The 23,742-nt window shown below is 63.5% G+C and carries 18 protein-coding genes and 2 tRNA genes; 13 read left to right on the top strand and 7 right to left on the bottom strand.

The features are described 5' to 3' along the window. Positions 1 to 5: 5 nt before the first annotated feature. Positions 6 to 875, bottom strand: coding sequence for a UTP--glucose-1-phosphate uridylyltransferase GalU (gene galU / locus AC1DYL_RS11650; protein WP_477149925.1), 870 nt, complete (start codon positions 873 to 875; stop codon positions 6 to 8). A 111-nt stretch (positions 876 to 986) separates the two neighbouring features. Here galU and galE point away from each other — a divergent pair, with 111 nt between their 5' ends. The 3 genes from galE to AC1DYL_RS11635 are packed head-to-tail and all read left to right on the top strand — an operon-like array spanning position 987 to position 4,480. Further along, the gene (galE, locus tag AC1DYL_RS11645) at positions 987 to 1,973 is read left to right on the top strand and encodes a UDP-glucose 4-epimerase GalE (RefSeq protein ID WP_477149924.1); all 987 of its coding nucleotides are present in this window, start codon (positions 987 to 989) and stop codon (positions 1,971 to 1,973) included. Positions 1,974 to 1,982: 9 nt separating this feature from the next. After that, on the top strand, positions 1,983 to 3,197 hold the full coding sequence (locus tag AC1DYL_RS11640; RefSeq protein WP_477149923.1) for a lytic murein transglycosylase: 1,215 nt from the start codon (positions 1,983 to 1,985) through the stop codon (positions 3,195 to 3,197). A 53-nt stretch (positions 3,198 to 3,250) separates the two neighbouring features. After that, entirely contained in the window at positions 3,251 to 4,480 is a 1,230-nt protein-coding gene (locus AC1DYL_RS11635) for an SGNH/GDSL hydrolase family protein (protein ID WP_477149922.1), read from the top strand. Positions 4,481 to 4,525: 45 nt separating this feature from the next. Here the strand turns inward: AC1DYL_RS11635 and AC1DYL_RS11630 are convergent, their stop codons facing one another. After that, complete coding sequence (locus tag AC1DYL_RS11630) at positions 4,526 to 5,944, bottom strand: glutamate synthase subunit beta (RefSeq protein ID WP_477173239.1); 1,419 nt, start codon at positions 5,942 to 5,944, stop codon at positions 4,526 to 4,528. A 5-nt stretch (positions 5,945 to 5,949) separates the two neighbouring features. Next, positions 5,950 to 10,590: a glutamate synthase large subunit gene (gene gltB, locus AC1DYL_RS11625; RefSeq protein ID WP_477173364.1), complete on the bottom strand. Its 4,641-nt coding sequence runs from the start codon at positions 10,588 to 10,590 to the stop codon at positions 5,950 to 5,952. A 696-nt stretch (positions 10,591 to 11,286) separates the two neighbouring features. Between gltB and AC1DYL_RS11620 the strand changes: the two genes are divergently transcribed. Next, a complete protein-coding gene (locus tag AC1DYL_RS11620) occupies positions 11,287 to 12,306 on the top strand; it encodes a cupin domain-containing protein (protein WP_477173238.1) in 1,020 nt (339 codons plus the stop codon). 221 nt (positions 12,307 to 12,527) lie between these two features. Here AC1DYL_RS11620 and dps read toward each other — a convergent pair whose 3' ends face one another. After that, positions 12,528 to 13,001, bottom strand: coding sequence for a DNA starvation/stationary phase protection protein Dps (dps, locus tag AC1DYL_RS11615; protein ID WP_477149919.1), 474 nt, complete (start codon positions 12,999 to 13,001; stop codon positions 12,528 to 12,530). A 232-nt stretch (positions 13,002 to 13,233) separates the two neighbouring features. After that, entirely contained in the window at positions 13,234 to 13,689 is a 456-nt protein-coding gene (locus AC1DYL_RS11610) for an Hsp20 family protein (RefSeq protein ID WP_477157137.1), read from the bottom strand. Between the two features lie 507 nt (positions 13,690 to 14,196). On the opposite strand from AC1DYL_RS11610, the gene AC1DYL_RS11605 reads away from it, so the two are divergent. Then, positions 14,197 to 15,171, top strand: a complete 975-nt coding sequence (locus AC1DYL_RS11605; RefSeq protein WP_477149917.1) for an alpha/beta fold hydrolase — start codon at positions 14,197 to 14,199, stop codon at positions 15,169 to 15,171. 63 nt (positions 15,172 to 15,234) lie between these two features. Here the strand turns inward: AC1DYL_RS11605 and hisN are convergent, their stop codons facing one another. Together hisN and AC1DYL_RS11595 are read right to left on the bottom strand one after the other, a co-directional pair. Further along, on the bottom strand, positions 15,235 to 16,056 hold the full coding sequence (gene hisN, locus AC1DYL_RS11600; RefSeq protein WP_477173237.1) for a histidinol-phosphatase: 822 nt from the start codon (positions 16,054 to 16,056) through the stop codon (positions 15,235 to 15,237). 355 nt (positions 16,057 to 16,411) lie between these two features. Beyond that, positions 16,412 to 17,308, bottom strand: a complete 897-nt coding sequence (locus AC1DYL_RS11595; protein WP_477149915.1) for an N-formylglutamate amidohydrolase — start codon at positions 17,306 to 17,308, stop codon at positions 16,412 to 16,414. A gap of 196 nt (positions 17,309 to 17,504) precedes the next feature. Here AC1DYL_RS11595 and cpdR point away from each other — a divergent pair, with 196 nt between their 5' ends. The 8 genes from cpdR (at position 17,505) to AC1DYL_RS11555 (ending at position 23,634) form a co-directional block, all read left to right on the top strand. Beyond that, positions 17,505 to 17,864, top strand: coding sequence for a cell cycle two-component system response regulator CpdR (cpdR, locus tag AC1DYL_RS11590; protein ID WP_055883308.1), 360 nt, complete (start codon positions 17,505 to 17,507; stop codon positions 17,862 to 17,864). A gap of 304 nt (positions 17,865 to 18,168) precedes the next feature. Further along, positions 18,169 to 18,243: transfer RNA gene (locus AC1DYL_RS11585), tRNA-Val, on the top strand. Between the two features lie 94 nt (positions 18,244 to 18,337). Beyond that, a tRNA-Val gene (locus AC1DYL_RS11580) sits at positions 18,338 to 18,412 on the top strand. A 406-nt stretch (positions 18,413 to 18,818) separates the two neighbouring features. Next, positions 18,819 to 19,490, top strand: a complete 672-nt coding sequence (locus AC1DYL_RS11575; protein ID WP_477149914.1) for an outer membrane protein — start codon at positions 18,819 to 18,821, stop codon at positions 19,488 to 19,490. 229 nt (positions 19,491 to 19,719) lie between these two features. Continuing rightward, a complete protein-coding gene (locus tag AC1DYL_RS11570) occupies positions 19,720 to 20,388 on the top strand; it encodes an outer membrane protein (RefSeq protein WP_477173236.1) in 669 nt (222 codons plus the stop codon). Positions 20,389 to 20,631: 243 nt separating this feature from the next. Next, on the top strand, positions 20,632 to 21,297 hold the full coding sequence (locus tag AC1DYL_RS11565) for an outer membrane protein (RefSeq protein WP_477157133.1): 666 nt from the start codon (positions 20,632 to 20,634) through the stop codon (positions 21,295 to 21,297). 282 nt (positions 21,298 to 21,579) lie between these two features. Further along, positions 21,580 to 22,260, top strand: coding sequence for an outer membrane protein (locus AC1DYL_RS11560; RefSeq protein ID WP_477149911.1), 681 nt, complete (start codon positions 21,580 to 21,582; stop codon positions 22,258 to 22,260). A 702-nt stretch (positions 22,261 to 22,962) separates the two neighbouring features. Then, positions 22,963 to 23,634 (top strand): outer membrane protein, encoded by a 672-nt coding sequence (locus AC1DYL_RS11555; RefSeq protein ID WP_477173235.1) that lies wholly within the window; start codon positions 22,963 to 22,965, stop codon positions 23,632 to 23,634. Positions 23,635 to 23,742: the final 108 nt, after the last annotated feature.

The following is a 23,742-nucleotide window of genomic DNA, read 5'->3' as shown; positions in this document are numbered from 1 at the left end:
AAGCGTCAGATCAGGTGTCGGATTTCCTTGCGGAAGGCCTCGGCGAGATCCGGCCGGTCGAGGGCGAACACCACATTGGCGGTGAGGAAGCCGAGCTTCGAACCGCAATCGAAGACCTTGCCGTCGTATTTCACGCCGGTGAAGTTCTGCGTGCGGATCAGGATCTGCATGGCATCGGTCAGCTGGATTTCGCCACCGGCGCCCTTGGTCTGCTCGCTGAGCAGCGTGAAGATTTCGGGCTGCAGGATGTAGCGGCCGGAGATGAAGAGGTTGGACGGCGCATCCGCCGGCTTGGGCTTTTCCACCATGCCGGTGATCTTGAAACCCGAATCGGGGCCCTTGCCGCGCGCCACGATGCCGTAGCTCGACACCTCCGCCGGGTCGACTTCCTCGACGCCGATGATGTTGCCGCCGGTTTCCTCATAGGCTTGCATCATCTGCTTCATCACGCCGGGCTTGGCCTTGAACACCATGTCGGGCAAGAGCAGTGCGAAGGGCTGGTTCCCCACCAGTTCGCGGGCGCACCACACCGCATGGCCGAGCCCCAGCGGCTCCTGCTGGCGGGTGAAGCTGGTCTGGCCGGCCGAGGGCAGGTCCTTCTGCAGCTCCGACAGGGCATCGGTCTTGCCGCGAGTTTCGAGCGTATGCTCGAGCTCGTATTGGCGATCGAAATGGTCCTCGATGACGCCCTTGTTGCGCCCCGTGACGAAGACGAAATGCTCGATGCCCGCCTCGCGCGCCTCGTCCACGGCGTACTGGATCAGCGGCCGATCGACCACGGTCAGCATTTCCTTGGGCATCGCCTTGGTGGCAGGCAGGAAGCGGGTGCCGAGACCCGCAACCGGGAAAACGGCGGTGCGCACGCGATTGGGCAAGGAGAACTCCTGAAAAGGCGGGAGAGGGGGCTATAGGCAGGCTATAAGGCGTTTCTTAGCATCTCGCGAATTAGCGTCCATGCCGTTAATTTCGGGTTTGAGGGTTGAACCATGACGGTTCTGGTCACCGGCGGCGCAGGCTATATCGGCAGCCACATGGTGCTGCGGCTAGCCGACGCCGGACAGCAGGTCGTGGTGCTCGACAACCTCACCACCGGCTTCGATTGGGCCATCGACCACCGGGCGACGTTCGTTCAGGGCAATGCCGGTGACATGGAGCTGGTGGGCAAGCTCATCGCCGAGCACGGCATCACCGAGATCGTCCACTTCGCCGGCTCGATCGTGGTGCCGGAATCGGTCAGCGATCCGTTGAAGTACTACGCCAACAATACCGCCACCTCGCGCAACCTCATCGAGGCGGCGGTGAAGGGCGGGGTGAAGCACTTCATCTTCTCGTCGACCGCCGCGGTTTACGGAAATGCCGGGCTCGAGCCGGTGGCCGAGACGAACCAGCTAATGCCCGAGTCGCCCTATGGCCGCTCCAAGCTGATGACCGAGCTGATGCTCGCCGATGTTGCTGCGGCGCACCCGCTGACCTATGGCGTGCTGCGCTACTTCAATGTCGCCGGCGCTGATCCCAAGAAGCGCAGCGGCCAGTCGTCGCCCACTGCGACGCACCTGATCAAGGTCGCCGCGCAGGCCGCCCTTGGGCAGCGGCCGAGCATGGGGATTTTCGGCACCGATTTCCCGACCCCCGACGGCACCGGGGTGCGCGACTACATCCATGTTAGCGACCTGGTCGAGGCGCATGCGCTGCTTCTCGACTACCTGCGAAAGGGCGGCGCGTCGGTCACCATGAACTGCGGCTACGGCCGCGGCTTCTCAGTGCGCGACGTGGTGCGCACGGTGAAGGAAGTGTCGGGCGTCGACTTCAAGGTGATCGAGGAGCCGCGCCGGGCCGGCGATCCGGCTTCGATCGTCGCCAAGGCCGACAAGGTGCGGCAAGTGCTGGGATGGAAGCCGGCGCATGACGACCTGAACGAGATCGTTGACGCGGCGATGAACTGGGAGCGCTATTTAGCCACACGGAACAGGTAGCGATTCGTTATGCAACGTAAGCTCGCTCTTTTCGTCGCGCTCCTCGGTCTCAGCTCGCCGGCGTTGGCTCAGCCGGTTGAGAGCTTCGAGTCTTTCATCAAGAACTTTGAAGCGACAGCGGTGGCCGCTGGTGTCACCCATGAAACCTACGCCAAGGCGATGTACGGCCTGAAGCCCGATCCGAATGTGCCGGAACTGGTGACCGCGCAGCCCGAGTTCACGACACCGCTGTGGGACTACATCGACAAGCGCGTCACCGAGTGGCGCATGGGCAAGGGCAAGGAAGCGATCGAGCAAAACCAGGCCCTGCTGACCGCGACCGGCGAGAAGTATGGCGTTGATCCTTATCTCCTGGCCTCGATCTGGGGCATCGAGACCAACTACGGCCGAGTGCTCGCCGATCCCAAGTTTATCCGTCCGATCATCCCATCGCTGGCAACGCTCGTGCATCAGCGGCGCGTTCGGCTCGAAGGCGACACGGCGGACCTGATCGCGGCGCTGCTTCTGGTCCAACGCGGGCCGCTCGACGCCACCCAACTGGTCGGCAGCTGGGCCGGCGCGATAGGGCATCTCCAGGTTAACCCCTCCAATGTCATCAAATACGGCAGGGACGGCGATGGCGACGGTGCCATCGACCTGCAGAACTCTCTCGCCGACGCTCTTGCGACCACCGCCGAGTACCTGCTCGGGTTCGGCTACAAGCCCGGCCTCGACTGGGGCTATGAAGTGAGTGTGCCGGATGGGTTCGATTACCTGCTGGCAACACGCGACCAGCTGCGCCCCATCTCGTTCTTCACCGATCTCGGCGTGAGCCGGCTCGGCGGCGCTGCCTTCAGCGACCCGTCGATTCCGGTGTTTCTCTATGCGCCGACGGGAGCCAAGGGACCCAAGTTCCTGATGACGAACAACTACCTCGTCCTCAAGAGCTACAATTTCTCCGACAGCTACGCGATGGCCATCTCTCACCTCGAAGACCGACTGAAGGGGCGCGGCGAGTACATTACGGCCTGGCCGCGGGACACCGAATTCCCCAATCTCGAGCAGCGCAAGGCGATCCAGGAGGCCCTGATCAAGCTCGGGCTCTACGAGGGGCTGGTCGACGGCCGCATCGGGCCGGTCAGCCAGGCTGCATACGCCAAGTTCCAGGCGTCGAAGGGTGAGGTGGCCGATGGGTTCATCACGCTGCACAGCTATGAGGAACTGACTACTGCCGCTTCGCAGTAGATTCTGCGCGAGCGGCCTTAACTTCACCGCGTCACCTCCGCTAAATACCTGCCATGCAGAAGAAACCCAACCGTTTCGTCCTCTGGATCATCGGCGCCGTTGTGGCGGCGCTGGTGCTCACCGACATGCTGCCGATGTTCGTGCAGGCGCGCGAGGCTGAGCAAGCCGCGCCGGCGATCACCCAGCAGGCCGATGACGGGAGCATGCTGGTTGCCCAGCAGGAGCAGCCGCGCAAGAAGCGCCGCACGCTGATGGACCTGCTGTTCGGCAACGACGATCAGCAGCAACAGGAAGAAGCTCCGCTGGTCGAAAAGCCGGTGGTGAAGAAGCAGAAGAAGGCCGCCTTGCCGCCCGCCAAGCCGGCGGTGGAGAAGGCGACCGGCGCCACCCGCCTCGCGGTGTTCGGCGACTCGATGGCGAACGATGTCGGCAAGGCGCTGGAGCGCTTCTATGCCGAGGATCCGAACATCGCCATCCTGACGCAGGGCGTCGCGGACTCGAGCTTCGTGCGGCCGGATTTCTTCGATTGGCCCAAGACCATCAACGAGCAGATCGCGGCCAACAGCTTCGACATCGCGGTGATCCTGATCGGCATCAACGATCGCCAGAAGATGCGGCTCAACGGCGAAAGCTACGGCTCGCTGACCCCTGAATGGACCACCGAATACTCGGCTCGCGTCACCAATGTGGTGAAGGCGCTGCGTGCTGCCGGCAAGCCGACGATCTGGATCGGGCTGCCGCCAATGGAGGCGCCAAAGTTCGGCAAGGCGATGATCCAGGTCAACGAAATCCAGCGGCTAGCGGCATTCAGCGGCGGCGCCGAGTTCCTCGATATCTACGAGCGCTTCGCCACCGAAGATGGCGGCTACACGTCGCGCGGCCCCGATCTCAACGGCAACCAGGTCCGCATGCGCAAGGATGACGGCATCCACTTCTCCGCCGCCGGTGCCGACAAGCTTGCCTTCTACCTCAGCCAGAGCCTCAAGAACTACTATCGCGGCGGCGGCACGGTCGGCATCGAGGTGGCCGATCCGCTGCTCGGCACCGACGCGCAGCTGATGGTGCGTCCACCCTACCAGGGGCTGGGGCAGATGAAGCTGCTCGAAGTCGCGGGCGCGGTGATCTCGCTCACTCACACGCCGCGACGCGCTACCGATCTCGTCACAGCCGACATGGCCGACGCCACATCGGTCGGCTTCGACCTCACGCAGATGATCGATGCGCCAGTCGGCCGTGCTGATGCATTCGGTGTTGGCAGGGTCGAGAACCCCAACCCGAAATGAAGAAGGGGCGCCGAAGCGCCCCTTGAACTCTCAGTACTCCCGCGTTTAGCGCGGCAGCTCAGTGGTCCCCATCAGCCACTGGTCGATCGAGCGGGCGCACTGGCGGCCTTCGCGGATCGCCCATACCACCAGCGACTGGCCGCGGCGCATGTCGCCGCAGGAGAACAGCTTCTCCTTGGTGGTCTTGTACTGCATCACGTCGGCCAGCACGTTGCCGCGCTTGTCGTATTCAACGCCCGAGGCGTTCAGCATGCCGTCCTGCACCGGGCCGAGGAAGCCCATGGCGAGCAGCACCAGGTCGGCCTTGAGCACGAACTCGGTGCCCGGGATCGGCTGGAACTTGCTGTCGGCGCGGGCGCAGTGCAGCGCCGTGACCTTGCCGTTCTCGCCATCGAACTTCACCGTGGCGACGGCGAAGTCGCGGAGCACACCCTCTTCCTGCGAAGACGAAGTGCGCATCTTCATCGGGTAGTTCGGCCAGACCAGCGCCTTGTTCTCCTTCTCAGGAGGGGCGGGCATGATTTCGATCTGGGTCACCGACAGGGCGCCCTGGCGGTTCGAGGTGCCGATGCAGTCCGAACCCGTGTCGCCGCCGCCGATCACCACGACATGCTTGCCGGTGGCGAGGATCGGGGCAACGTTGTTCAGCGGCTCGTCGCCATTGCGGCGGTTCTGCTGCGGCAGGAACTGCATCGCGAAATGGATGCCGTCGAGCTCGCGGCCCGGGATCGGCAGGTCGCGCGGCTTCTCGGCGCCGCCGGCCAAAGCCACGGCGTCATACTCGGCCTGCAGCTGCTCGATGGTCACGTCGTAGCCGACGTGGACGCCGGTATGCAGCGTCACGCCTTCGGCCTGCATCTGCTCGGCGCGCCGGTCGATGTGGCGCTTCTCCATCTTGAAGTCGGGGATGCCGTAGCGCATCAGCCCGCCGATCTTGAGGTTCTTCTCATAGAGGTGCACGTCGTGGCCGGCGCGGGCCAGCTGCTGGGCGCAAGCCATGCCGGCGGGGCCGGAGCCGATCACCGCGACCTTCTTGCCGGTCTTGTTGGGGTTGATCTGCGGCTTGATCCAGCCCTCTTCCCAGCCCTTGTCGACAATGGCGCACTCGATCGACTTGATGTTGACCGGGGTGTCCGGGATGTTCAGCGTGCAGCTGGCCTCGCACGGGGCGGGGCAGATGCGGCCGGTGAACTCCGGGAAGTTGTTGGTGGAGTGAAGGTTCTTCAGCGCCTTCAGCCACTCGCCCTTGTAGACGAGGTCGTTCCAGTCCGGGATCTGGTTGTTCACCGGGCAGCCGTTGTGACAGTAGGGAATGCCGCAATCCATGCAGCGTGCCGCCTGGTCGCGGGTGCCCTTGTCGCCCAGCGGGATGACGAACTCGTTGTAGTTCTTCAGCCGCTGCTCGACGGGAAGGTAATCGCGGTCGACGCGATCGATCTCGAGGAAACCAGTGATCTTGCCCATTGTTCTTACTCCGCGGCGATCTGCTGCGCCGCAGCGCGTTGCTGTTCCATCTTGGCCAGGGCCTTGCGATACTCGACCGGCATCACCTTCCGGAACTTGGGCAGGAACTCGTCCCAGTTGCTCAGGATGTGGTTGGCCCGCGACGAGCCAGTGAAGCTCTTGTGCCGGGCGATCAGCTGGTAGAGCCGCTCGGCGTCGCGACGGCCGAGATCGTGGAGGATCTCGACGACGCCCATGGTTTCAAGGTCGCCATGGTGGCCGTATTCGCGGCCGGAGATGTTCTCCTCCTCGACCACCGGCTCCAGCTCGACCATCGCCATGTTGCAGCGGCTTTCGAACGTCTCGTCCTCGTCGAGGACGTAGGCGACGCCGCCGGTCATGCCCGCCGCGAAGTTGCGGCCGGTCCTGCCCAGCACCACCACCACGCCGCCGGTCATGTACTCGCAGCCATGGTCACCGGTGCCCTCGACCACGGCGATGGCGCCGGAGTTGCGGACCGCGAAGCGTTCGCCGGCCACACCGCGGAAGTAGCACTCCCCGGTAATGGCGCCGTAGAGCGCGGTGTTGCCGATGATGATCGACTCTTCAGGCACGAAGCCGCGGTTCTCCGGCGGCCGGACCACGAGGCGAGCGCCAGAGAGGCCCTTGCCGACATAGTCATTGGCTTCGCCGACGAGATCGATCGAGATGCCGCGCGTCGCCCAGGCGCCGAACGCCTGGCCGGCGGTGCCGGTCAAGGAGATGGCGATGGTGTCCTCGGCGAGGCCGGCGTGGCCGTAGCGCTTGGCCACCGCACCGCCGAGCATGGCGCCCGCCGAGCGGTCGACGCTGGCGATGGTCTCGACGATCTTCACCGGAGTGCCGTGGTCGAGCGCGGGCTTGGCCTGCTCGATCAGCCGCCGATCCAGCACGTTGTGGATCGGGTGGTTCTGCACTTCGGTATGGGTGATCGACACGCCCTCGGCGGCGAACGGCTTGTGGAAGAGCTTCGAGAAATCCAGCCCCTTGGCCTTCCAGTGCTCGACGGCCTCGGTGCGGTCCAGCATCTGCATCTGGCCGACCATTTCCTCGAACCGGGTATAGCCCAGCTCGGCCATCAGCTCGCGGACTTCCTCGGCGACGAAGAACAGGTAGTTGATGACGTGCTCGGGCTTGCCGGTGAAGCGCGCGCGCAGCACCGGGTCCTGCGTCGCGACGCCGACCGGGCAGGTGTTGAGGTGGCACTTGCGCATCATGATGCAGCCGGCGGCGATCAGCGGCGCCGTCGCCATGCCGAACTCGTCGGCACCCAGGAGAGCACCGATCACCACGTCGCGGCCGGTACGGATACCGCCATCGACCTGCACGGCGATACGGCCGCGCAGCTTGTTGCGCACCAGCGTCTGGTGGGTCTCGGCGAGGCCGATTTCCCACGGGCTGCCGGCGTGCTTCAGCGAGGTCAGCGGCGAAGCGCCGGTGCCGCCTTCGTAGCCGGAGATGGTCACGTGGTCGGCCCGCGCCTTGGCGACACCCGCGGCAACCGTGCCGACACCGACCTCGGAGACGAGCTTCACCGACACCTGGCCGTCCGGGTTGACGTTCTTCAGGTCGAAGATCAGCTGCGCCAGATCCTCGATCGAGTAGATGTCATGGTGCGGCGGCGGCGAGATCAGGCCGACGCCGGGGGTCGAGTGGCGCACCTTGGCGATGGTCTCGTTGACCTTGTCGCCGGGCAGCTGGCCGCCTTCGCCGGGCTTTGCACCCTGCGCCATCTTGATCTGCATCATATCGGAGTTGACGAGATACTCCGTCGTCACGCCGAACCGGCCCGAGGCCACCTGCTTGATGGCCGAGCGCTTGGAATCGCCGTTCGGCATCGGCTTGAAGCGATCGACTTCCTCGCCGCCCTCGCCGGTGTTCGACTTGCCGCCGATCCGGTTCATGGCGATGGCGAGCGTGGTGTGCGCCTCGAGCGAAATCGAGCCATAGCTCATCGCACCGGTCGAGAAGCGCTTGACGATCTCGACCGCCGGCTCGACCTGATCGAGCGCCACGGGTGCGCGGCCATCCTCGCCGGCGCCCTTGATACGGAACAGCGAGCGGATGGTGACGTACTTGTCCTCAACCTCGTTCACGAGCTTCGAGAATTCGCGATACTTGTCCTGGGCATTGCCGCGGGCGGCATGCTGCAGGTTCGCAACCGTCTCGGAACGCCAGACATGCGCCTCGCCGCGCTGACGGAAGGCGTAGTCGCCACCGATGTCCAGCACGTCCTCGAGCACCGGCGAGTTGCCGAACGCATCGATGTGGCGCTTCACCGTCTCTTCGGCGACCTCGGCGAGGCCAGCGCCTTCGATGGTGGTGGCGGTACCGGTGAAGTAGGTGTTCACGAACTCCGAGGTCAGGCCGACGGCGTCGAAGATCTGCGCGCCGCAATAGGACTGATAGGTCGAGATGCCCATCTTGGCCGTGACCTTGAGGATGCCCTTACCGATCGCCTTGATGTAGCGGTAGATGATCTCGTCTTCGTCGACCTCGCCCGGCAGGTCGGGCTTCATGGCGATCAGCGTCTCGAACGCCAGATAGGGGTTGATCGCCTCGGCGCCATAGCCCGCGAGAGCGCAGAAGTGGTGGATTTCACGCGCTTCGCCGGTCTCGACCACGAGGCCCACCGAGGTGCGAAGGCCCTTGTTGATCAGGTGATGGTGCACGCCCGCCGTTGCCAGCAGCGCCGGGATCGCCACCCGGTCGCGGCTCATGGCGCGATCGGAGAGGATGATGATGTTGTCGCCCGAGTGGACGGCCATCTCGGCATCCGAGAACACCTGGTCTAGCGCCCGCTTCATGCCCTCGGCGCCTTCCGACACCGGATAGGTGATGTCCAGCGTCTTCGAACGGAACGGGTTGTCCTCCATGCCGCCGATGGCCCGGATCTTCTCCAGGTCCTCGTTGGTGAGGATCGGCTGGCGCACTTCCAGCCGCTGGCGCTTGCCGCCGCCCTTCAGGTCCAGCACGTTCGGGCGCGGGCCGATGAACGACACCAGACTCATCACCAACTCTTCGCGGATCGAGTCGATCGGCGGGTTGGTGACCTGCGCGAAGTTCTGCTTGAAGTAGGTGTAGAGGAGCTTCGACTTGTTCGAGAGCGCCGAGATCGGCGTGTCCGTGCCCATCGAGCCCACCGCTTCCTGCCCAGTGGTCGCCATCGGGGTGAGGAGGAGCTTCAGGTCTTCCTGGGTATAGCCGAACGCCTGCTGCCGATCGAGCAGCGGGATATCCGAGGTCTTGGGCTCGAAGTGCACCGAGGGCAGGTCCTCGAGCACGATCTGGGTGCGGCCGAGCCACGTCTTGTACGGATGCGCCGTCGCGAGGTCCGCCTTGATCTCCTCGTCGGAGACGATGCGGCCCTGCTTCAGGTCGATCAGCAGCATCTTGCCCGGCTGCAGGCGCCACTTCTTCTTGATCTTTTCGGCCGGGATCGGCAGCACGCCGGCTTCCGAGCTCATCACCACTTCGTCGTCTTCGGTGACGAGGTAGCGGGCCGGGCGCAGCCCGTTGCGGTCGAGCGTCGCGCCGATATGGACGCCATCCGAGAAGCACATGGCGGCGGGGCCGTCCCACGGCTCCATCAGCGCAGCGTGATACTCGTAGAACGCGCGGCGATCCTCATCCATCAGCGGGTTGCCGGCCCAGGCTTCGGGGATCAGCATCATGGCCGCATGCGGCAGCGAATAGCCGCCGCGGATCAGGAACTCGAGCGCGTTGTCGAAGCAGGCGGTATCCGACTGCCCCGGATAGGAGATCGGCCACAGCTTGTTGATGTCGCCGCCGAACAGCGGGGACTCGACCGAAGCCTGGCGCGCCGCCATCCAGTTGACGTTGCCGCGCACGGTGTTGATTTCGCCGTTGTGGCAGACGAACCGATAGGGGTGCGCCAGCCGCCAGCTGGGGAAGGTGTTGGTCGAGAAGCGCTGGTGGACGAGCGCGAGCGCCGACTCGAAGTCGGGGTCATGCAGGTCCTGGTAGTAGGCGCCAAGCTGGGCCGCGAGGAACATGCCCTTGTAGACCAGCGTCCGGCAGCTCATCGACACGATATAGAAGTCGTTCGGCTTGCCCTCGAAGGCCGAGAAGATCTTGGCCGACATCACCTTGCGGATGATGTAGAGCTTGCGCTCGAACGCTTCCTCATCGGCGATGCCGTCGCCGCGGCCGATGATCACCTGCCGGTGGCAGGGCTCGGTGGCGACGATCTCGGGGTCCTTCGACAGCGAGGCGTTGTCGGACGGCACATCGCGCCAGCCGACGACCGTCTGGCCCTCGTCCTCGATAACCTTGTTGACGACGCGCTCCATCTTGGCGCGCAGGTCTGCGTCCTGCGGCATGAAGATGAAGCCGACGGCGTACTTGCCCTGCTCGGGCAGGTGGAAACCCAGCCGCGAGCTCTCCTTGACGAAGAACTTGTGCGGGATCTGCACCATGATGCCGGCGCCATCGCCCATCAGCGGGTCAGCGCCCACGGCGCCGCGATGCTCGAGGTTCTCGAGGATGCTCAGACCGTTCTGGACGATCCTCTGGCTGGGCAGGTTCTTCAAATTGACGATGAAGCCAACGCCGCAAGCATCGATCTCGCGCGTCGGGTCATAGAGGCCCTCGGCCTGCGGACGCATCACGCCTGTGGGCAGGTCGGCGCGATAGCCGTTTTTGCGATTGGCGGTATCCGTGACGGGAAGTGAGACCATTCCGTTCCGTGCATCAGCCATTTCGCAAAATCCTCTGTTTGCAGTCGTCTTCGAGACCAGGGCGAGTGCCCCGGTGTTCAAGTTCCTTTCGACGCGCCTTCGTCCCCCAGTCGTACCTCAGTGTACGGCTCGAATCCGAGTGCGCAATCCTTTAGTGGGGAGCGGCTCTGCATCCAAATGGCCGCTCATTCGGGCTCGATAAGGCCCCACCCCTCCGTTTCCGCTATCGACAAGCGGTCCAGCCGGATCGGCGTGTGAAACGCATCCGGGGAGACCGGCCGCTCACGAAATTGGACAGACGTACTGTCCTATCGAGGCTACATTTGCATAATTCCAAACTGCGAGCAAGCGCCCGGGAACACTTTTTTGCCGTCTTGTGACAGCTCGGGCGTAGGAGATCGCCCAGAGGTATAGGAAAACAGTAGGAATTGAAGCCCCGGCAGCCTGTGAGTATGCCGTGGTCCGACCCGGAAATCCGGCCGGCAGCTATAGGAGATTTCGCGCTTCGCCAAAGGCAGCAGAGCAGGCGCCGGCCAGTTTCTGCCGATGAAACAACAGCTTGCATTTCTATCGACATTGGCCGCGGGGCTCGGCATGTTTCGCGCCGATCCGCGGAGGTACGCCGTGACCACCAGACCGTCGTTCATCGTCAACATCCGCGACGGGCTGCGGCCATTGGATCATGGCGGCTTTGCCGACATGGGCGGGTTAGACCACCCGATCGGCGGTCTGCACGGCCTCACCCATATCGGTATCAACTACGAGGTCACCTCGCCGGGCTCTCGCACGTCATTTCCGCACGCGGAGAAGCTTGAGGAGGAGTTCGTTTTCGTGCTCGGCGGCCGGCCCGATGTGTGGATCGATGGGGAGTTGCACCAACTCGAGGCAGGCGACGCGGTGGCCTTCCCGGCCGGCACAGGAATCGCGCACTCGTTCCTCAACAACAGCGACGAGGACATGCACCTCATCATCCTCGGCGAGCACGAACTACCGGGCAACCAGCTCTATTACCCGCTCAATCCCGAACGGATGGCCGAATTCACCAAGTGGAACAGCGCCTGGCTCGATGCTCCGAAACGTCCGCTCGGGCCGCATGACGGCAGGGCCCGCGCCGGCACCCGCGAGGCTGATGCGGGCAGCGCCACCCGTCCGCCGTTCATCGCGCGCTACTCCGACGGGCTGAAGCCGTTCCCCAATCCCAGGCACACCAACCACGGCGGCCAGAGCAGCCGCATGGGCGCCGCGCTGGGCCTCACCCGCCTCGGCATCAACTACGACATCGTCGCCCCCGGCAACCGCACCTCCCGCCCACACGCCGAGAGCCACGAGGACGAGTTCGTGCTGGTGCTGCAGGGCCGCCCGGACCTCTGGATCGACGGATATCTCCACGAGCTCACCGAAGGCGATGCCGTGGTCTTTCCTGCTGGCACCGGCATTGCCCACTCGTTCCTCAACAACAGCAGCGAGGACGCCCACCTGCTGGTGATCGGCGAACACGCCCGCGAGGGGAATCAGCTGAACTACCCGCTCAACCCGGAGCGCATGGAGGAGTTCGGGAAGGTGGGGCGGGCGTGGCTCGATGCGCCGAAGCGGGCGCTTGGGCCGCATGACGGGATGGCGCGGGCCGGGACGCGGAAGAGTTAGTCGTGATCATGTTGCGGCAACGGGAAGCGTGCCGAACAATAGTACAGGACGCCAACATGCGTAATTCGGTTGCCGGATGGATACGTCAGGTCACTTATGCGGACGGCAATCCCTCGCCGGCCGAGAACACGGCGATCCTGCAAATTGCAGACGCCATGCGGGAGGTGCGGCGGTCACTGCCGCACTAACAGGGTCAGCCAGCAGGCAGCTCCTGCCACCGCCTACTCCAAATGACTCTTCAGGAACCACAGGTTCTTGTCCAGGCTCCGCGAGAACGCCGTGAAGATGTCCGCGGTATCCGCATCGCCGGCCTCATCGGCCGCATCAATTCCCTCGCGAGTCGATTTGCTCAACGCGGCGTAGCGCTCGACCAGTGCACCGACGTGGTCGGCGACCTTGCGGATGTCGGTGGGGTAGGGGGCAAGCTTGCTGGCCTTGCTCACCGTCTGCAGGGTGCCAAGGGCGATGCCGTCGAGCTGGGCGACGCGCTCGGCGATGATGTCGACGTGCTCATCGACGTCGTCGCGGAGGGTGTCGAGCAGTTCGTGCACGGCGATGAAGGTCGGACCCTTGAGGTTCCAATGCGCCTGCTTGGTGACCAGCGCCAGGTCGATGGCGTCGGCCAGCCGGGCGTTGAGCAGGTTGATCATTTCGGTCTTGGTGTTGGACTTGAGCCCAATTTCGGGGGAGATCATCAGGTGCCTCTGGAGACGGGTTGAACCGCCTGTGAACGGCGGACTGAGCCCGAGGTTCCAGGCTGTGAGCCGGTTTCGCCATCGTGCGAAAGTGTACCTTGTTCAAACCTTAGGGGGGCCGCGCCCAGTGCACCTACGGAAAAAGGGCGCGGCCCTTGCGGACCACGCCCCTCACTTCCGTTCACCTGGCGATCAGACCGCCTGGTTCGTCGCCAGGTCGTTCGTGACCGGATTAGTTGACGGTCTTGTCCTCGATGGTCTTGGTCGAGGCGCTGATCGGGATCTGGCGGGCCTTCTTGCTCTCCGGAATCTCGCGCTTCAGCTCGATGTGGAGCAGGCCGTTCTCGAGGTTGGCACCGGCGACTTCAACATAGTCGGCCAGCTGGAATCGCAGCTCGAAGGCACGCTCGGCAATGCCGCGGTGCAGGAACTCCCGAGCCTTGTCCTCGGTCTCGGCGGGCTTGGCGCCCTTCACGACGAGGTTGTTCTCTTTGCTCTCGATGGCGATGTCGCCATCGGCGAAGCCGGCGACGGCGATCGAGATGCGGTAGGTGTTCTCGCCCGTCTTCTCGATATTATAGGGAGGGTAGGACTTCGCCTCCTGGCCCACCAGGGCATCGAGACGATTGAAGACGCGGTCGAAACCGACGGTCGAACGATAGAAGGGGGAAAAATCGTAGGCAGCCATTTCACATTCTCCTTTGAGCAACGTGGCTTTTCGGGTGTCCCATGCGCGCTCCCCGATTGGGCAAGCACACATTCCCGGGTGTCCCGGTTCCCGGGGCAATCCCGGCGAACAGCACTGATTTAGGAAGCCTTGGCGGCGGTTCAAGACCCCTGTTCAGGTCGATGAACCGAACATGAATGTCGTGATCAAAGCCGGTTCAGACGGCGGCTCCTATAAGCGGGACTGTGCTTACTGTCTGCTGCAGGGCACACCGAATGAGCCGCCTTCACCCGCCCCCCGCAAGGCGGCCATCACAGGAAAGCCAGTGTCTCAACCGAGGCGCTGGCTTTTCTGTTTCTGGGGTCGGCGGGTTTAAACCTCTCGGTCGTCATTCCCGCGAAGGCGGGAATCCAGTATGCACAGGACTATCGTCTCGGCCGGTTCAGTTTCCGACATCCCACTAGGTTCCCGCCTTCGCAGGAATGACGATGGTGGATGGGGTAGGGCCAGTCACTCGGAGCAGGCAGCATGAACGCCATCGTCGATCCCAACGGCCCCACGCTTGCGGTTGTGCCGTCAAATCCGGTGCCGGAGGGAGCGCGGGTCGGCTATTTCACCACGGCCGACAAGGTGCAGCTGCGCTTCGCCACCTTCCCCAAGGGCGAGGGTGCGGCCAAGGGCACTATCTGCCTCGTGCAGGGACGCACCGAGTTCATCGAGAAGTATTTCGAGACCATCGCCGATTTCCAGTCGCGCGGCTTTGCCGTCGCCACCTTCGATTGGCGCGGGCAGGGCGGCAGCCAGCGGCTGATAGGCAACAAGAAGCTCGGCTATGTCCGCCGCTTCGATGACTACTGGACCGACCTCAAGAGCTTCCACGGCTCGATCCTGTTGCCCGATTGCCCTGCACCTTATTATCTCGTCGGCCATTCGATGGGCGGGCTCGCCTCGCTCTATGCCGGCATCCGCGACCGCATGATGTTCGAGCGCATCTTCGTCTCGGCGCCGATGGTCGGGCTCGATCGCCAGCCGTTCGGCATGGCCGGCATGGCGCGGTTGACCGGCACGCTGGCCAATCTCGGCCTCGGTCGCCTGCCGATCGGGCGGCGGGGCGACAAACCGCAATCGCAGCTGAGTTTCGCCGGCAACCTGCTGACCTCCGACATGCGCCGCTTCACCCGCTCGGTCGATGTGCTGAAGGCGCGTCCTGAGCTCGAAATCGGGGCGCCGACGATTCGCTGGGCCGCCTCGGCGTTCGATGCAATGGCCGGCGCCGCGACGGATCAGTTCCCCGGCGCTGTGCGCATTCCCGTGCTGATGCTGGCCGCAGCGCGCGACGAGATCGTTTCCACCGCTGCCACTGAGACCCTGGGCCTCAGGATGCGCACCGGCCGCCACGTGATCATCCCCGGGGCAAGGCACGAGCTGTTCATGGAAAACGATTCGATCCGCGCCCAGGTGTTCGCGGCGTTCGACGCATTCATCACTGAGCAGAGCGCCTGACTGACCTCCCAGTCGGTGCCTTCTCCCTTGTGGGAGAAGGCAACCAGCCGACAAAGCAGAGTACTACCCCCGCAACACCGCCATCGCCGCCGCATGTAGCTCCGGCGTCGCCGCTGCTACGCAGTTGCCGCCCTGTTCGGCGCGGCCGCCGTCCCAGGTGGTGATGACCCCGCCGGCGTTCTCGATCAGCGGGATCAGCGGGCAGATGTCCACATCCTTCAGCGCCGCCTCGACCACCAGGTCGATATGTCCGGCCGCCATCAGTGCGTAGCCGTAGCAATCGAGCCCATAGCGGGTGGTGAGCACGGAGCGGCGGATCCGGTTCCACGGCTCGGCGACGCCTTTCCGCTCGAACAGGTCGGGCGAGGTCGTGGTCATCTTGGCCCGAGCCAGTTCCGTCACCTTCGAGGTGCGCATCTCCACGCGATCCGTACCGCGGTGATAGGACGCCTCGCCGGGCAAGCTCATGAAGATCTCGCCGGTGAAGGGTTGCGCCATCAGCCCGGCCACAGCCTTGCCATCGATGGTCAGCCCGACCAGCGTACCCCATACCGGCACCCCGGTGATGAAGGCGCGGGTGCCGTCGATCGGATCAATGATCCAGGCGAAGCGCCCGGCGCTCGGCTTGTCGTCCCATTCCTCGCCGATGATGGCATGATCAGGAAAGCGGTTGCCGATCAGCTCGCGGATGGCGAGCTCGGCCTGCCGGTCGGCCTCGGTCACCGGATCGAAGCCCTGCGCCTCCTTGTTGTCGACCGCCAGCGCCGAGCGGAAGCGCGGCAGCGTCACCGCGGCGGCGATCTCGGCGGCATCGAGCAGGGTGCGGCGCACGAGGTCGGCGGTGAGGCCGGCAAGATCGGTGCCGGCAAGAGGTGTATCGTTCATATCAGCCTTCCGGGCGCGATTTTGTGAGATGTTCCAGTGATCTAGCGGCGGCCTTCAGCACATTTTCGCGAATAGCCTGTGACGGTCATGATTCATTTTTGCAACAACAACCGAAGTTTATCTGTTGAAGACTTCTGGCCACCTTGTGAAGGGAGGCAAATCAGTTCACGCCGGTAGTTGCATGATGGATGGGCGGGTCTGGCGCCTCTTGCCTCGACTTAGGCAACGCACTCTGGCCGCCATCGTTTCCTCCCTTGACTGGGCCGCTCCGGCGGCCCCATTTTTGTGGGGACCTGCCACTCCGCTCAGTGTTGAAATGCCCCGTGGATAGTCGCCCGCTCCGTGCGGCGCGCCTTCACTCTGCCGCGTATTTCTCCGGCACCGTTGCCGGCGGCGACAGCACCGAAAAATCGAGCCCGATCAGCGTCGACACCAGCCGATCCACCAGCTGCCGCATCGCGGCGAAGCCCTCGTTCTTCTCGAGCGTCACCTCGTTCATGTAGAGGTGCCTGCTGAGCTCGATCTGCAGCGCGTGCACGCCGTGCTGCGGGCGGCCATAGGTACGGGTGCAGAAGCCGCCGGCATAGGGCCGGTTGCGCGCCACCCGCAGTCCGGCGCCGGCGAACACCATTTCCGCCAGGTCTGCGAGAATCGGGGCGCAGGTGGTGCCGTAGCGATCACCCAGCACAACGTCGGGACCGAGCCGGTCGCCGGAACGCGACAGCCGCGGCATCGAGTGGCAATCGATCAGTACGGCCACTCCGAAGGCGCTATAGGCCTCGGTCAGCAACCGCTGCATGGTGGCGTGGTAGGGCTGGTAGATGCCCTCGATGCGCATCCGCGCATCATCGAGCGTCAGGCGCTCTCTATATATCGGCTTGTTCTCGGCCACGACGCGGGCAAGCGTGCCGAGCCCTGCAGCAACGCGCGGGCTGGTGGTGTTGAAGCGCTCGGACAGCGGCTCGACGAACATCGTCGGGTCGAGCTCCCAGGGCTCGCGGTTCACATCGAGATAGGCCCGTGGAAAGTGCGCCCGGATCAGCGGCGAGCCCAGATGCGGGGCGCGCGCGAACAGCTCGTCGACGAACGCATCCTCGGATTGGCGGATCGACAGGTGATCGAGCCGCGTCATCGAGAGGAAGCGCTCGGGATAGTCGCGGCCGGAATGGGCGGAATTGAACACCAGTGGCGCCATCACCCGGCGGGGCCGGATGGTTTCGAATGCTGGCCTGTCCCAATAGTCGGACTGCACCGGGGCTCCCTTCAGCGCCGAAGCGCTGTCTCACCACGACAATCTGCCGCGCAAGCCGCCGAATGTCCATAAGGCCGAAAGGGGCATGTTCACACTTCTTGGCTATGGGTTCTCGATAGAGAAAACTTGCATTAAACATCACTCACTAGAGTCCCGCGGCAGAACGCCGTCAAAGAGGGACGCTCAAGGGGACATCATGAAGCGCATATTGCTCGCCGAAGACGATAACGACATGCGCCAGTTCCTCACCCGCGCGCTGAAGACCGCGGGCTACGAGGTGGTGTCCTTCGACAATGGCCGGTCGGCCTACGAGCGGCTGCGCGAGGAACCGTTCTCGCTGCTGCTCAGCGATATCGTGATGCCCGAGATGGACGGCATCGAACTGGCGCGCCGGGCCACCGAGCTCGATCCTGATCTCAAGGTGATGTTCATCACCGGATTCGCGGCCGTGGCGCTCAATCCCGATTCCGAGGCCCCCAAGGACGCGTCGGTGCTGTCGAAGCCCTTCCATCTCAAGGATCTCGTGCACGAGGTCGAGCGGCTGCTGGCCGCCTGAACCACCCAGTTTGCAGTCGGGATGCCTTCTCCCCTTGTGGGAGAAGGTGGCGCGCAGCGCCGGATGAGGGGTCCCGCATCGCTTGCGATGCGCGATTGGAGCGAAGCGACGGGCGACTAGGTGTGCGGAGGCAGACCCGTCATCTGCCCTTCGGGCACCTTCTCCCACAAGGGGAGAAGGCGACACACCGCCGGATTCTGCCCCCGTTTTCCCGCCCCGCAATTGACCCTTGACCGGCAAACCGGTTTTATGGTCTACCGCGCTCCCAACGACGGGCGCCGCCCGAAGTTGATGGCGAAGTGATGGGTGTATAGCTCAGCGGGAGAGCACTACCTTGACATGGTAGGGGTCACAGGTTCAATCCCTGTTACACCCACCATCCTCCGCCCGGGGACTCCCGAAGTCCTTGAATACGCCGAACAAATCGGCGCCGCAGTTTGGTCGCGACGGACGTGGTCGCAACCCGCACGGATGGGTGTGTAGCTCAGCGGGAGAGCATCGCCTTCACACGGCGGGGGTCACAGGTTCAATCCCTGTCACACCCACCATCCAAACCAAAAGCCCTTGGCGCCGATCGGCTGCCGGGGGCTTTTGTTTTCGGCGACGGCGTGTGGCTGGCGTATTCGAGCGCCATGCGTCCGGGATGAACAGTTGATGATGCCGGGCTCAACAAGAATCGTCCCCCAATCTCGAGTCATCGCCGCGCCGAATGCAGTTGTCACGGCTTCGCCACAAAGTCGTCACCTCAGTCACGGACGCGTGAACGGATACACGGTTCCAAGTAGATGAGCCGGCTAACTGGTTGCAACATAAGGCGAAGACTCTTGCTATGCCAAAGGTTGGAGTCGATGCAGGGCTGCAACACTTGCCTGGATAGTGACAATTGTTGCCCCGGGAAGGCTCGATTCCTGCCGTATTCCGTGTGAGGGTATGATCAACCTATGGAGGGCAACCATGAAACGCATCACCATTGCACTGCTGGCCGCCGTGGTCGGCGCTGGTCTGATGTCCTCGGCCTACGCCGCCGATCTCATCATTGAGGAGCCTGCTGAAGTCGGCGTCGTTGACGTCGGCGGAGACTGGGACGGCCTGTATATCGGCGCTCACGTCGGTTACGGCTGGGGGACTGCGGACCACACGTCCGGTCCAGGCTTCAATGACATGGATCTGAGCGGGTGGCTTGCCGGCGTGCAGCTCGGTGCCAACTTCACGGTGACCGATGGAATCGTAGCCGGCATCGAAGGAGACATTTCCTGGTCGGGTATCGGCGGCGTTTGCGACATCACCTGTAATACCGTCGGCATCACACATGACATTGACTGGGTTGGCTCGCTCCGTGGGCGACTGGGCTTCGACGGCGGTGCGTTCATGCCCTACGTGACTGCTGGTGTGGCTTTCGCAAGCGCGACGCGCGATGCGCCCAATCTGGCACCGGCCGATACGCAGACGCATGTGGGTTGGACCGCCGGCGCCGGTGTTGAGTTCATGGCAGCAGAGAACGTGTCGCTCAATCTTGAGTGGCGCTACACCGATCTGGGCGAGGCCGAGTACGACACCGGCGGCATTCCTCCGACGATCGATCTGCAGTTCCACCAGATTCGCGCCGGTCTGAACTGGCACTTCTAAGCCAGCTTCAGCGCCAAAAACTGTTGACCCCGTCCAGCGCGAGCTGTGGCGGGGTCTCCTCTTCTGCAGCGGCGGGGCGCTTCTTCGGATTACGAAGACTCGTATGCCGGCCACCCCAAGATGGTGCGGTCCCGCAACAGTTAGCGACAATAGTGGCAACTGGTGCCGTCGGACGGCTCGATTTTCGCCATCTTTCGTGTAAGACTACGTCTAAGCTATGGAGGCAAATATGAAGCGTTTGACTACTGCACTGCTGACTACCGCTGTCGGCTTTGGTCTGATGTCCTCGGCCTACGCCGCGGACCTTATCGTTGAAGAGCCGGCAGCTGGCGTCGTTGACGTCAGTGGTAACTGGGACGGCGTGTATGTCGGCGCCTTCGCTGGCTACGGCTGGGGCACCCTGACTGAAGAAGAGGGCATCTTTGCTCCCGCGGGTACCGATTACGATATCGCTGGCTGGCAGCTAGGTATCGCCGCGGGCGCAAACTTCACCGTCTCCGAGGCGCTGGTTGCCGGTATCGTTGCGGATATCGCCTGGGCCGACATCGGCGGCGAGAACGATGATTTCGCCCCGCTCGAGTACAACATCAACTGGCTGGGTAGCGTTCGTGGCCGTCTCGGTTTCGACGGCGGCGCATTCCTGCCGTACGTCACGGCCGGTCTGGCGTTCGCCAACAACACTATCGACCTCGACGATGGTGTGGACGTAGACACCCAGACCCACATCGGCTGGACGGTCGGCGCCGGTGTCGAATTCGCAGTCGCCGACAACGTGTCAGTGGACCTGCTGTACCGTTACAGCGACTACGGCACCAAGACCTACGATCTTGTTGGCAATGACGCTGACTTCAGCCTGAGCGCCCACACCATTTCGGCTGGCGTGAACTTCAAGTTCTGATCGCGCTCGGCGGCTGCTGACCGACTGCTTCATGAACCCCGCCCGGCGCGAGCCGCGGCGGGGTCTTCTTTTCCGCGAAAATTTCTCATTTGTGCCTTGAAATTGCCACCCCGGAAACAGGTGTGGCGCGAATGTAACGAGTCTCTTCGGGAGCGGCCGCGCGTAAACACTTTCTTCGCGATTGGGGTCGTTTTTGCGTTTCACACGGGCTAACCCACAGCCCTCTCTCTTGGAGTTGACTAAATGAATCGTTTTGCAATCGCTCTGCTGGCCGGTGTGGCTGGCGTCTCCGTAATGTCCTCGGCTTTCGCTGCTGACCTCATCATCGACGAGCCCGCTCCGGCAGTCGGCATCGTCTCCACCACCGGTAATTGGGACGGCCTGTTCATCGGCGCGTTCGCCGGCGCTGGCTGGGGCACCGTCACCGACGAAGACGGCGTCTTCACCGCTGTTGACACCGACTACGATCTGTCGGGCTGGGAGCTGGGCGTCAACGCCGGCTTCAACGTCACCGTCTCGGAAGCCATTGTTGCCGGTATCGTTGGCGACATCGCCTGGTCGAACATCAGCGGCGACAACGCCGATGGTTTCGAGTACGACGTGAACTGGATCGGTAGCGTCCGCGGCCGTCTCGGCTTCGATGGCGGCGCCTTCCTGCCGTACGTCACGGCCGGTGTGGCCTTTGCCAATGCCACTCTCGGTGATACCGTCGCCGCGATCGACGACACTCAGACCCACATCGGCTGGACCGTCGGTGCCGGCGTCGAGTTCGCCGTTGCCGACAACGTGTCGCTCGACCTGCAGTACCGCTACACCGACTACGGCTCGAAGGACTACGACATTCCGGCCGCCTCGTCGTTCGGCCTGACCTCGCACGCCATCACTGCCGGCGTGAACTTCAAGTTCTGATTTCCGCTTCAGCCTAGCTGATCGGTTTTCTGTTCAACCCCGCCCGGCGCAAGCCGCGGCGGGGTTGTTTGTTTTGAGTTAATTGAAGGTCTGGAAGATAAGTTCCCCACAAATCTAAAATGTGGCAAAATATAGACTTGAAAATACTTGATTGTGGCAAAATACTCGCTGTGACCGGAGAGCAACACAGGCCGGAGAAGCTGTGCGTTGCTGACTTGCGGAGGGTTCTCTTTCGGCAGATCGTGCGTATCTTACGGTCGGTTGCTTATTTGGAGGCCAAACATGAATCGTCTTGCCATTTCCCTGCTCGCTGGCGTTGCCGCCCTGAGCTTCATCTCCTCGGCCCACGCGGCTGACCTTATCATCGACGAGCCGGCGCCGCCCGTTGGTATCGTCGACACCAGCGGCAACTGGGACGGCGTGTTCGTCGGTGCCTTTGCCGGCTACGGTTGGGGCACGCTCACCGACGATGACTCGCTGCTCGGTCTCACCAGCGGCGATGACACGCTGGATCTCACCGGTTGGCAGGTCGGCGTGAACGCCGGCGCCAACTTCACGGTCTCGGAAGCTATCGTTGCCGGTATCGTAGGCGATATCGCCTGGACGGACCTGAGCGGTGACGACACGACCGCTACCGTGCCTTTCGCCTATGACGTGAACTGGCTTGGTAGCATCCGCGGCCGTCTCGGCTTTGACGGCGGTGCCTTCCTGCCCTACGTGACCGCCGGTGTGGCCTTCGCCAATGCCACCGCCACCGAAACCCCCGCCGTGGCCGAAGACACCCAGACCCACATCGGCTGGACCGTCGGTGCGGGCGTCGAGTTCGCCGTCGCGGACAACATCTCGCTCGATCTGCTGTACCGCTACACGGACTACGGTTCGAAGGACTACGATCTGACGGCCACGACGCCGCTCAGCCTGACCACGCACGCCGTAACGGCTGGTGTGAACTTCAAGTTCTGATCTCGACCTCAGCTTTGGCTGAACGAACCTGATCGAGCCCGTCCCAGCGAAAGCCGGGGCGGGTTCTTTGCATCATTTCCCACTTGTTTGGGGTTGTTGCAGATTTGCCCTTGTCAGATCGGCAGAACAGTCCCACCTTCGCTGTCATGTTCAACCAGCAAAAGGAGGTGGTCCAAGTGTCTCATCAGAAATCGTCGGTTTCGAAGGGTCTTGGAGTCTCCGGTAGTTCGGAGCAGCCTCTGGCCTAATCGAAGGCACCTCGCCCTATCGGAGCGACCTCTTGGTCCTCTCTTGCGGGCAGTGACCACTTCGAAAGCCGCGAAATCGGGAAGGGTCGCCTCAGGGCGGCCCTTTCTTTTTGGCCTGGTAGGCCCGGGCAGCCCAATGGCTGAGCGGAGTGCCTTCTCCCCTTGTGGGAGAGGGTGCCCGAAGGGCGGATGAGGGGTTGTCTCCGCGCACACCGTCACTCGTCGCTACGCTCCGTCGCGCAACCTCCGGTTGCGGACCCCTCATCCGGCGCTGCGCGCCACCTTCTCCCACAAGGGGAGAAGGCAAGGCGGTGGTCCTGCCGCGAGGTCTTGCCCGAACCATTCGTTAACCAAACCCTGACGGTTACCGCCGCGTAAACCAGTTGTTTGCAATTTGGATTCGATTCATGCGGGCACGAACCACCTGTTCCCTCGTGTACCTTGGAGGCACATCATGAACCGTTTCTCTCTGACTCTGCTGGCGGGCGTTGCCGTGCTGTCCATGGCCTCGGCCGCTTCCGCTGCTGACCTCCTGGTCCAGCAGCCGTCGATGCCGGGCTTTGTCGATATGGGCGGCGGCGGTGGCTGGGATGGCGCCTATGTCGGCGGCTTCGTCGGCTATGGTTTCGGCACCGCTACGCAGGACGCTGCGGATCTCCTGTTCGCAATCGACGACGAGCTGGACCTTTCGGGCTGGACCGTCGGCGCGACGCTCGGCGCCAACTTCACTGTTGCCCAGGGCTTTGTCCTCGGCGCTGCCGGTGACATCGCCTGGGCTGGGCTCAGCGGCTATGAGCCCGTCAATGGCGTCGACTTCGACGTCAACTGGACCGGCTCCTTCCGCGGCAAGGCCGGCTTCGATGGCGGCGCCTTCATGCCGTACCTCACGGCCGGTCTCGCCTTTGCCGGCGCAACCGCCAGCGACAATGGCGTCGACAGCACCCAGGTGCACTTCGGTTGGACCGCAGGCGCTGGTGTGGAAATCGCCGTTGCCGACCAGGTCTCGCTCGATCTCCAGTACCGCTACACGGACTACGGCACGGCCGAATACGACCTGCCGGTCAACGACGCCACGATCGACCTCAACACCCACGCGGTCACCGCTGGTGTGAACTTCAAGTTCTAAGCCGCGCCAATCGCGACAAATCTGCAGCGGCCGTCCTTCGGGGACGGCCGTTGTTTTTGCATTCGGCGCGTAACGCGACTATGTAGCGGCCTTCCGCACTTTCGAGCC

This window comes from Devosia sp. P1_H9 (assembly GCF_056405135.1).
Note: the sequence above shows the minus strand (reverse complement) of the source record. Positions and strands in the feature narration are given on the sequence as shown.

Excerpts from the sequence above, each read along its gene's own strand:
- galE (WP_477149924.1), top strand. The coding sequence starts at position 987 with ATGACGGTTCTGGTCACCGGCGGCGCAGGCTATATCGGCAGCCACATG.
- AC1DYL_RS11640 (WP_477149923.1), top strand. The coding sequence starts at position 1,983 with ATGCAACGTAAGCTCGCTCTTTTCGTCGCGCTCCTCGGTCTCAGCTCG.
- AC1DYL_RS11635 (WP_477149922.1), top strand. The coding sequence starts at position 3,251 with ATGCAGAAGAAACCCAACCGTTTCGTCCTCTGGATCATCGGCGCCGTT.
- AC1DYL_RS11630 (WP_477173239.1), bottom strand. The coding sequence starts at position 5,944 with ATGGGCAAGATCACTGGTTTCCTCGAGATCGATCGCGTCGACCGCGAT.
- gltB (WP_477173364.1), bottom strand. The coding sequence starts at position 10,590 with ATGCGTCCGCAGGCCGAGGGCCTCTATGACCCGACGCGCGAGATCGAT.
- dps (WP_477149919.1), bottom strand. The coding sequence starts at position 13,001 with ATGATCTCCCCCGAAATTGGGCTCAAGTCCAACACCAAGACCGAAATG.
- AC1DYL_RS11610 (WP_477157137.1), bottom strand. The coding sequence starts at position 13,689 with ATGGCTGCCTACGATTTTTCCCCCTTCTATCGTTCGACCGTCGGTTTC.
- AC1DYL_RS11605 (WP_477149917.1), top strand. The coding sequence starts at position 14,197 with ATGAACGCCATCGTCGATCCCAACGGCCCCACGCTTGCGGTTGTGCCG.
- hisN (WP_477173237.1), bottom strand. The coding sequence starts at position 16,056 with ATGAACGATACACCTCTTGCCGGCACCGATCTTGCCGGCCTCACCGCC.
- cpdR (WP_055883308.1), top strand. The coding sequence starts at position 17,505 with ATGAAGCGCATATTGCTCGCCGAAGACGATAACGACATGCGCCAGTTC.
- AC1DYL_RS11575 (WP_477149914.1), top strand. The coding sequence starts at position 18,819 with ATGAAACGCATCACCATTGCACTGCTGGCCGCCGTGGTCGGCGCTGGT.
- AC1DYL_RS11570 (WP_477173236.1), top strand. The coding sequence starts at position 19,720 with ATGAAGCGTTTGACTACTGCACTGCTGACTACCGCTGTCGGCTTTGGT.
- AC1DYL_RS11565 (WP_477157133.1), top strand. The coding sequence starts at position 20,632 with ATGAATCGTTTTGCAATCGCTCTGCTGGCCGGTGTGGCTGGCGTCTCC.
- AC1DYL_RS11560 (WP_477149911.1), top strand. The coding sequence starts at position 21,580 with ATGAATCGTCTTGCCATTTCCCTGCTCGCTGGCGTTGCCGCCCTGAGC.
- AC1DYL_RS11555 (WP_477173235.1), top strand. The coding sequence starts at position 22,963 with ATGAACCGTTTCTCTCTGACTCTGCTGGCGGGCGTTGCCGTGCTGTCC.